Below are 10,381 nucleotides of genomic sequence, written 5' to 3'. Positions count from 1 at the left end.
GTTTACGCAACGCAGGTCGATGGCTGCGGATTGCGGATATTCTTCTTTGTCGATCCAGTTTTTGTTAATGGATAAATCCATCAACTTGTGGACGTTTTCGTCGTCCCAGGTCTGGCAGAAAGTGGCCAGGTTCTGACGAGCGTTGCCATCAAGATATAATTCATCATTGATAATCTGAAATGCGACATCGTCGCGCATTTCGTGCAGCGGAAAACGTTTTGATTCTGCGATAGTGGAAATAGACTTCGCACCAAAACGTGAATCGAGTAGTTCCGACCTTAAATCCGTTACTTGCTTCTTATCCATTTTAAACTCCTTAAAATGATTGGATCGCATTAAAAAAGTAGGATTTATCGATAAAGTAAGCAAGTGCAAAGGACTCGTGTTTAAATAACAAAATCCTAATGTTATTTATCGTGAGATATTGTTGGAATGATATTTTTTTCATTAAAAACAATGCAATAGAGAATTTTTGGGTGGTGGCAAGGTGTTTTATGTTGTTATTTTTATGCGCTTTCTGTGCCTCCTGAATTATCACGTAAAAATCAGACATTAAAATATCACTATTAGTACTTGGTTATTATTTTGAACGCATTTATAAAATTATTACATAAAAATAGCGAATATTGCTAAAATCCCCGCCAACGATGTGTTGACGGGGCTGTTATTATTTTGGCAATAATACTCCGGTATAAGTATTTACCGGATGAGAAAGATATTGTTTAACGGCAGTGTTAACATTCTCTATCGTCATTTGTTTCAACAATTGCTCCTGCTCAGTCCATGCTGCAGGATCGTCATATTGAATAAGACTATTTATAATAGTGTTCGCTAATTGTTGAACGCTACGCTGTTGGATATCGAGGCTGCGCTGAACGTTTTGCTGGTATTCGTTCAGTTCTTGCTCACTGATCCCCTTAGTCAAACGCTTAACCATCACTTCATTCGCTAACGTTAACTGTTCATCATGTCGTTCTGGTTGACAAGTAAAAGCCAGCAAATGACTGATATCTTTAGCCTGAGGATCAACCGAGAGGCGAGAAGAAACGCTGTATGCCCCAGATGCCTGTTCACGAATATTAACGCGTAGATCTTTTGCCAGTGCGACGTTAAAAGCATCGAGCGCCATACGCGTCGCCAGATTAACAGGTGTCCGGGAATCATAACGCTTCCACTGTGAAACCTGTGCCACAGGTTCATTTTGTTCTTTTACAGTAACCGATGCGTTGTCCGTCGCGCGAGTTAATGGTTTACCTGCGGCTAATGGCGAATCAGAGTGTTTGATTGAGCCTAAGTAACGCGTAATTAACGCCACGAGTTTGTCTTCTGCGACATTACCGACAATGACAAACGTGATATCCGCTGGAGATGAAAACAACTGGCGATCGGCAGCCAGCGCATCTGCGGCAGTAAACTGTGCAATCTGATTTTCTTGCAGTAATTTCGTGCGGTCATCAGCATAGCGCGTCTCATACATCAGCTGGGCGAATTTCTCCGCTGGACGCTGGTCGAGCGTTTTCAACGCCTGAATTTGAGCATTTTGTAGCGATGCCCAAATATTGTCGTTAATCGTGCTGTGGGTGATTCGCTGGTTAATCAACTGGAAACCAGGTTCAGGGTTATTAGTCCGCGCGCTAACGGAGAGCAACGTATTCATGCCACTGACTTTACTGCTCATGGTTACCGAGTTTTCCGCACTCCAGCGTTTCAGGCTGGAAGAGGAGAGTTCGCCAACGCCGCTTCCGCTAACTGCTTTATTTGCCAGCGCGATAAGTGATTTTTGCTGCGCAGGGAAACTTAAATCGCCTTTATTCGATACGGCAATAATTTGTAGCTTTTGCTCTTCACCCGCGGATTTTGCCAGAATAACCTTGGCACCATTGGAAAGTGTTAATGATGTCAGATTCTCAGCCAGCGTTTCTTTGCTGCTAATTTCCGCCTGTGGGTCAGCGTCTACTGTTAACGATAAATTTCTGCCTGGGAAGATGTAAGCCGCCAGCTTTTTGTTGGCGTACTCTTTTTCCAGCGCCAGGATAGCCGCAGGAGACAATGCTTTTTTGGCGGCAAGCTCATTGTTTACCATTTGCTCCCAAAATGCGTCCTGGTTCTTTCTTAACTGCTGCCATTTTTCCGCCAGACTTTGCACGGTAATTTGCTGCCACAGACGTTTCGAAAGTTGATATGTCTCTTCCGGCGACAAGAACGGCGTATTATTTAATGAGCTGGATGCCAGGCGACTGGTCAGCATACGTAAATCACGTTCAGCTTGCTGATCAACCGCATTTTTCAGCCAGGTGAGGCGGGTAGATTTGACATCATCGAGTTCTTCAGCAGAAAAACCATGCTGATCAATGGTTGCCAACTCTGCCATTAATGCATTCGCAGCATCCTGCATATTATCGTCTCGTGCATTTACACGGAAAAACAGCGACTGATAATCGGGTGCAATTTTAACGCTGCGCGCAGTGCCGCCAGAAATAGTCTTCAACTCGCCCGACTGTATGCGTTCCTGCAGACGTTGATTGAACAGCTGAACTAACATGCTCCATTCAGCTTGTTCGACAAAGCTTTGCTCATCGTTCACTTGTACCATTGGCAGGCGATAATAGAGTGCGATGCCGTTCACCCGGTTTTCTTTATCATTAATGATATTAAAGCGCAGGTGGTTTTCGGCTTTTGTCGGCCAGACGCGATTTTCAGCTGCTTTGTTAGCCGGAAACTTACTTAAATTATCCTTTATCAGCGCCAGCGCTTCTTTACTGTCGATATCGCCGACCACGATAAAGGTCATATTATTTGGTTGATACCAGCGTTGATAAAATTGGCGCAATTGTGCCGGTGTGACCGTGGCGACAGTATCCATCAGGCCGATAGGTTCACGGTCTAAATTACGGGTATTAGCCAGCAGGAAAGGGCGGCGCGCCTGAGAGGTGCGCCATTTCGCATCCTGATGGGCACGCCATTCCTCAGAAATTACGCCACGTTCAGCGTCTACTTCGAGTTTTTCAAAGGTTGCGGCATTACTCCATTCACTGAAGATTGCCATCACTTGTTGCAGATTTTGTTTCTGCGTAGTCGGCAAACTCACCTGATACACCGTTTCGTCATAGCTGGTATAGGCATTAACATCGAGACCAAAACGCAGGCCCATTGACTCAAATGTTTCGATGACTTTATTACCCGGCCATGTTTTTGCGCCGTTAAACATCATATGTTCTACAAAATGAGCCACGCCGCGCTCATTGTCTTCTTCCTGCAATGAACCGGTATGAATTTGCAGCCATAAATTTACCTGATCCTTTGGATGAGCATGCGGATAAATCATATATCGCAAGCCATTGTCCAGTTGCCCGGTAATTAACTTTTCATCCTGCTGTAAGGCGGCGGCAATCAGCCGCCCGGGGAGCAACAGAGTTGCCACTAACGTCAGTAAGAAACAGAGGTTTCTCATAATTATCTCCATGCGAAAACCGGGCGAATTTACCCGGTTAAGTAAAATCCGAACTATTAAAATTTCATGCTGACATCAAGCCAGAAAGTACGGCCACTGGCGTAGGTCGCCACACCGGTGTTCGTTGTATCAACAGCGGTTTTGCTATCCAGTACATTGAGAATATCGGCACTGATCGTCAGGTTTTGTTGTTTCAGAAATTGTGGCGTCCAGGACAAGCGGGTGTCCCAGGTCAGGCTGCTATCCAGTTTTTCGTCAACATACTGCTTGTAATCTGAATATTCGCTGATGTATTGCGCATTTGTCTTACCAAGGATAATGCGAGCTTTACGCGCTTCTTGCCAGGCCAGCGTATTCGCCCACACTAACCCGCTCGGTTGATGCGTGAAATCCATGTTTAAGGAGATCTTTAATGGGGTATTAAAATCTGCCACTGGAACGCTATCGTAAGAGACCAGATTACCGTTATAAACCACCTGGTTATCACCGGTATTGCTCTCCTCATAACCATTGTTTAACGACAAGTTGCCCTTGCTCTTGATATAGCTAAAGACAATTTGCGGGTTAATATCTACCTGGCGGATATGCAGGGGTTCGGCCAGTTCAAAACTGAGGTTAAACGAATGCGTTTTGGTTTTGCCATCGTTGTTATATTCAGTAATGGTGGTTTTAGTCGCGCTGTCGGTACGACTGCTTTTGCTGATTTGATCATGCGCTTCACGGTAAACATAGTTTGCGCGTGCAATAACGTTCTTATCGATTTTTTGCTGCAATCCCATTGCCAGTTCATCGTTATAAGGCGTTTTCAAATTCTGATAACGCGTCAGGGTTTTATTACCTGATACCGATTCCGTCCAGCTATTGCGGATATCACGTAATCCCATATCAAGAATATTCCCGCCATAGTAACGGTTATAACCGGCGGTAATCATTGAGGTTTGATCAGCAAAAATATCCCATTCCGTCATAAAGCGCGGGGAGATATTGTGGTTTGACAGATAGTTGTCATAGTCATAACGCACACCGGGCATTAACGACACATTCCGCCAGCTAATGTGATCCGCCATATACAGCGTGTAGTTGTCAATTCCCAGGCTGCCTTTACCTTTATGGTAAATGGTATGGTTAGTTTTCTTTCCTGCAGCATTAATCACATAGGATTCAGACTGGTTATGGCGTTCAGTCCATGCATCGGAATAGATGTATTCCGCGCCGAAGTAGGGTTGATGCGAAACATCACCCACGGCGAATTTTTGCCAGTCCAGGCGTGTTTTGAAGGTGTAATTATCTACAGCCTGGGAAATGTGTCCTAATCCGCCACGGGTACAACGCCCTGTAATATCACCATATGTACATGAAAGTTCGGTGTACCAGATGTCATGATCGTGACGGGTATAATCACTAATATGATCCCAACCAACGGTGGTACGTAGTTTGGCCCATGCGAGTTGCGTATCCATATCCCATGCCAGACCATAGGATTTATTACCCATTTCGCGATCAGATTGCGGGAAGGTGCTGGTATTATAATCACGGCTGGAGCCGGTATATTTTAAGGTTAAATCGTGGGTAAAGCGGTCGCTGGCAAACCAGGTAAATTTGCTCAATGCAGTATCGATAACGTTTTTATACTGTGCCCGACCGGCGACAATGCCGTCATTCGAAACATAATCCGCGCGGGTGATATCAGACTGGCGGCGCGATAAACCGGCGGTAACGCCAAAGTTATCAGCCAGCTCCTGATTAAACGACAAGGTATAAAAGTTCTTTTTAAAATCTGGAGAGAAATAGGTACTTCCTGAAGAACCTTGATTAAATGCGCTCTTGTTATTCTCATCGATATGCGATGTTAACCAGTCCAAACGCGTAGTGCGATAACCCAATTTCACCTTGCTATCATCAGCGTTGAAGCGTTTGATCTTTGCATCAATTACCCCGCCATTGAAGCGACCAAATTCAACCGGCACAAAACTGTCATAAAGCGTCACATTGTCCAGTAAGCTGACATCAAGATAATACCCCTGTGACATCCCGCTAATATTGGTTGCACTACTGGCATCGGACTCATTCGCTGGGTTCAGGTTATTAGTTGCACTAATACCGTCAATCAAATAGGCATTCTGGTAGGGCGACGCACCGTGAATAGAGATTTTCTCAGGGCGAATATCTCCCTGGTTCAACGAGGTACTTTGCGTTGAATCCATGCGTACCGCAGGGTTGGTTCTCAGCAGATCGCTGATATTGCCATTCCCGGTCGGTAAACGCTCGATGCTTTCACTGGTGTAATGCGTGTTGCCGTTTACGGGTACAGGGACAGGAGCATAGACCGTCATCTCTTCAAAAAAATGCATGTACATGTTTTTGTCATCGACGGCCTGCGCCACATCAGCGCCACATAAAATGACGCCAGGAATAAGAACTCGCTTCATTTATTTATATCTCCGTACAGCAGGGCTTTTATTGTTGTTATAAAACCGTGCTAATGTCACAAATATCATCAGCCAGGTTCCAGACACCGGGTTGATGTGTAACCATAATGACGCCGCTTGTGGGTAGTTTTTCACGCACTAAACGCAGTAAGCGTATAGCCTCTTGTTCCTCAAGATGAGAGGTAGTTTCGTCAAGAAATATCCATTTCGGACGTCGTAAAATTAATCGTGCCAGGGCGATACGTTGTTTTTCGCCGCTGGAAAGAATATCTCCCCAGCGATCGTGGTCATGAATACGCGCAGCCAATTTCCCCAGACCAACCTGATGCAGTACTTCGCTCAACGATTTATCGTCTACGGGCAGGGGAAGTGCTTTACAAATAATCTCTTTCAGTAAGCCGCTTTTGATTAACGGTGTTTGTGACACATACCAACTGTCAGCAGGAGAAGAAATATCACCTTTAAATAACGGCCAGCAGTGGGATAATGTTTTAAGCAGTGTGGTTTTTCCCGCACCAGAGTAGCCTTTCAGTAATAGCCATTTGCCTGGCGAAACATGAAAGTTCAAGTTCTCTAATATGATCTTATTATCAGGCGTACGAATACTCGCATTAGCCACTTGTACCGCATGTTGGCAATTTTTAGGCTTATTCGTAGGGCGCTATTCAGTGAGTTGATGGAACTCATACAAGCGATCGATAACCGCAGCCAGTTCAGCAAGTTCGTCATATTTATAAATAAACCAGCTTAAATTGTTCGATACTAGCATAAATGCCTAGCGCGATTTCATCAGTCCGCCCAGATTGATCTGCCCGCTAATAAACTGCGGCAATAACAGAAAGTAGGGAAGAACGCTAAGCGAGCGCGAATAAATATTTTGCCAGTAATCAAGCCACCGCTGACGATTCATTAAACGATGCCAGTTCTCTTTAATGGTATGAAAATTGTCGCGCAACTCCTGGCGTTGTAGAGACTCAGCATTGCTTAGCGCAATCAGTTCTGCCTGCTTATTATGCTGCACAAGATTAGTTCGAAATGTCGCTTCGCTACGTTGTTTTTCCACATTAAGCGGACGAATACGTTTACCCACCTTATGGGTAAATAAAGTTCCACCGATCACAATGAGCACGACGGTATAGACCATATACCCCTGGATATTCCATTCTGTTCCACCAACAGTGAATGAGAGCGTACCCGCGCTTTGCCAAAGAATAACGGTAAAGGTGATCAGCATGCTAAGTGACTGGATGAAGCCAAATGAAAGACTGAGCGTTTTGTTGATCAGTAAGAGAATGTCTTCAGCGATACGTTGGTCAGGGTTATCTGTATTTTTATGCTCGCCGTAGATCTGCGTGAAGTAGTAGTTTTTATCTGCAAACCAGCGATTAAGGTAGTAATCTGTTAACCATTCGCGCCAGCGAATAGTCAGTAGTTTAATTAACCATGTTTTGTTTACGGATATTAATACAAAGATCCCCAGCAGGGCAGGGAACCAAAGAACAAGCTGCCAAAGCTTATCGGTTTCTTTCTGGCTTAGCGCATTGAAAAAATCATTATTCCAGTCGTTTAACCAGACCTGAATTTTAACCACGCCAAGGATCATTGCGAGGATAATAATGATTAACAACACTGAAGTTTTATTATTCTTACGCAGCCAAAAGGGCTTCAGCAGACAGAGATACTTTGCTATCAACATACAAAACGTAATGGGAATGGTTATCATTAGCGAAAATTGATTGTGCCATCCAATGATTATCTATGGCAATGATTTACTGATGAAATTTATTTAAGTATCATTTAACAATATGAAATATATAGAAATTTTTAATTTTCAGTGGTTATGGTTATGCTATTGATAATCAAGGGTATTGCTAATGCCCTGACGCATACCACGTAAGCCAGGATTTTCGCAAGGGAAGATGATGATGACGAAACACCCGACAGGAATTTATGTCGGGTGCCTTGTTAAGGTCATAAGAAGGAGGCTAAGAATGGAGTTAAAAGAGAGCGTTATTAATTATTCTCCATTTGTTTTGCAACATCCATAATGTGGTAAAGCGGTACTCTGTTCTTAGCTAACTCAACCATGGCGTTCATATAAGGTACCATGGTTGAAAAAAGGATTTTATAACCTTCGCAAAAATAAGAAACAGTCTCATTGTTTACTTTAGTAATACGATGCTTAGGACAACCGCCATTGCAGATAGGTTTATATGCACATTGCTGACATTTCGCTGAAATCCGTTTTTTGCGCTGTCAGTTGTACACTGTTCATCGTTTTGAGTTCAGATTTATTAATGTTTCCAATTTTGTACTGTGGATAGACAAAATGGTCGCATTCGTAAATGTCTCCATTACTTTCAACAACCAGATTATCCTTGCAGGACTCCTGGAAAATACAACTTGTATGCCCATTCCCCAAAAAACGGCTGACAAAGCTTTCAAACTGACGAATGAAAATTTCACCCACATCGTTTTTAACCCATTGCATAAAAATGGTTGACATAAACTTGCCATAAGCCGTGGGAGGCACAGAAAAATCAATGATACGGAATGTGTTCTCACTATGACCACTGAAATCAATATTCGGCGTCCCGGTTTCTAGCAATTCGATAAATTGCATATGTTTACTGCCGATAGATGTTAAAAAATGATAAACCTCAAGAGGGTAATGGACATTAACGTTATTAATGACGGTTAACGTATTAAACTCTACTTGATATGATTTCAGACGCTCGATGGCTGCTATCACTTTTGCAAAAGTACCGTTACCTGAATTACTGCGTCTGTAACGGTCATGTAACTCCTGGGGGCCATCGATCGAGATACCAACCAGAAAATCATGTTCTTTGAGAAAGGCACACCATTCATTATTCAATAAAATGCCATTCGTTTGTAATGCATTAAAAATACGTTTTTGGCCTGCATAGCGTTGTTGATAGTGAATAACTTTACGGAAAAAATCCAGGCCAGCCAGAGTGGGTTCACCGCCTTGCCAGGTAAAATAGACCTGATTGCCAGACGCTTCGATATATTGTTTGATGAACTCTTTCAGAGTGCTGTCATCCATCCATTTTTCATGAGTAAACTGCGACTCTTTTTCAAGGTAAAAACAGTAATCACATTTGAGATTACATTGAAAACTGGAGGGCTTGGCTGTAACGTGCATTGCTATCTCGCTCAATAAGGCGGCGGAAAAATCCGCCGCATGAAGGTTTAGTTATTTCGCTTCGCTTAGTGCTTTCTTGATATTGTTAAACTTCTCCTGATTTACCTCGCTAAGCGGTGGCTGGCTGCTGTCGATAAACTCTCTTACCACGCCTTGCATCTCTTTAACGACCTGCGGATTGGCGGCGGCAAGGTTATCTTTTTGCTGTAGATCCGTCAGTTTGTAGAGACCTAACTGATTGTTTTCTACTGTATAGACAAGCGAATAATCGTTATTTCTCACCGTATAAGAGAATTGGCTTAAGTCCTCAGTGTTGGGGTTATGCGGGTAATCGTCTGACTGATGGCGAACAAATTTGTGGTAATTATCCCAGAATGGAATATTTTCCTCATCAAACCAGTGAGAATAAGAGGTTATCCAGGTCAGATTTTTATGTGGCTCGCCTTGTTTCTTATCTTGCAACCAGGGCAGCAAGGAAACACCATCCAGCTTAAGGTCTTTTGGAATGCTGATATCGGCTGCATCAAGAGCTGTTGGGTAGAAATCCATTGCGGAAATCAGCTTGTCATAATTACCGGGTTGAAGTTTTCCTTTCCACCACATAAACATTGGGGTGGTGAGTACCGCCAGGATAGGTCTGACTCTTATAGCCTTTTTGCGCCCCGTTCAGCGGCAGAGGACCATCGATAACCGCACCATTATCGGAGGTAAAGAGAATAATTGTATTGTCATACTGTCCGTTTTTCTTCAGTTGTTCGAGAATGCGTTTTACACCCTGATCAACAGAATAAACGGAAGCGTAGTAGTTATCTGCTGTTTGACTACCGGTATTAAATTGCTTCTGATATTGATCCGGTGCAGGATTATCATTTGGTAGGTGCGGAGCATTATAAGCCAGGTAAAGCATAAAAGGCTGGTCAAGTGTTTTGGCACGATCAACAACGCCAATTGCCTCATCGGTTAACTGATCGCTGATATAACCTTTTGCGGGGACACGTTCACGATTTTTGAACAGTGAAGGGGAGTTGTAATATGCCGTTCCTGCAGCGTGGAATCCCATAAAGTAATCAAAGCCACGGTTTTGAGGTTGCCATTCTTCCGCAGAAAATGTGGTGAAGTTGTCATGATAGTCACGCGTTTGTTTATCTTCCGGTACCGGCACATTACTGATTTTTGACAAGTGCCATTTACCTACTGCTGCAGTGTAATAACCATGATTCTGGAATAATTCAGGCAAGAAAGTTTCTGTTAGCGGAATACCATCCTGAGCATCGGTATTGGAATAGACACCAAAGCGGGCGGGAGCTCGACCGGTCATTATTGCGGCACGGG

General features: G+C 43.6%; 4 protein-coding genes and 3 pseudogenes. 1 reads left to right on the top strand and 6 read right to left on the bottom strand.

Features of this window, described 5'->3' with window-relative positions:
• The 4 genes and pseudogenes from ACUU1I_RS17205 to ACUU1I_RS17190 form a co-directional block, all read right to left on the bottom strand.
• Window positions 1-306 (bottom strand): pyridoxal-dependent decarboxylase (locus tag ACUU1I_RS17205; protein ID WP_000358874.1); only part of this gene is annotated, 306 nt, incomplete at its 3' end.
• 361 nt (window positions 307-667) lie between these two features.
• On the bottom strand, window positions 668-3,451 hold the full coding sequence (locus ACUU1I_RS17200; RefSeq protein WP_001245022.1) for a M16 family metallopeptidase: 2,784 nt from the start codon (window positions 3,449-3,451) through the stop codon (window positions 668-670).
• Window positions 3,452-3,507: 56 nt separating this feature from the next.
• Window positions 3,508-5,880 (bottom strand): TonB-dependent receptor plug domain-containing protein, encoded by a 2,373-nt coding sequence (locus ACUU1I_RS17195; protein ID WP_000832422.1) that lies wholly within the window; start codon window positions 5,878-5,880, stop codon window positions 3,508-3,510.
• A 37-nt stretch (window positions 5,881-5,917) separates the two neighbouring features.
• Window positions 5,918-7,603: pseudogene (locus ACUU1I_RS17190) on the bottom strand (ABC transporter ATP-binding protein/permease).
• A gap of 202 nt (window positions 7,604-7,805) precedes the next feature.
• Between ACUU1I_RS17190 and ACUU1I_RS17185 the strand changes: the two are divergent.
• Window positions 7,806-7,928 (top strand): protein YneP, encoded by a 123-nt coding sequence (locus tag ACUU1I_RS17185; RefSeq protein WP_120795387.1) that lies wholly within the window; start codon window positions 7,806-7,808, stop codon window positions 7,926-7,928.
• On the opposite strand, the pseudogene ACUU1I_RS17180 reads toward ACUU1I_RS17185, so the two are convergent.
• A pseudogene (locus ACUU1I_RS17180) lies at window positions 7,894-9,049 on the bottom strand (anaerobic sulfatase maturase). The gene ACUU1I_RS17185 and the pseudogene ACUU1I_RS17180 sit on opposite strands and share 35 nt — an antisense overlap.
• A 51-nt stretch (window positions 9,050-9,100) precedes the next feature.
• Window positions 9,101-10,381, bottom strand: a pseudogene (locus tag ACUU1I_RS17175) (sulfatase-like hydrolase/transferase); the annotation flags it as partial.

It is taken from the genome of Shigella sp. SIG3 (genome assembly GCF_053555855.1).
Note: the sequence above shows the minus strand (reverse complement) of the source record. Positions and strands in the feature narration are given on the sequence as shown.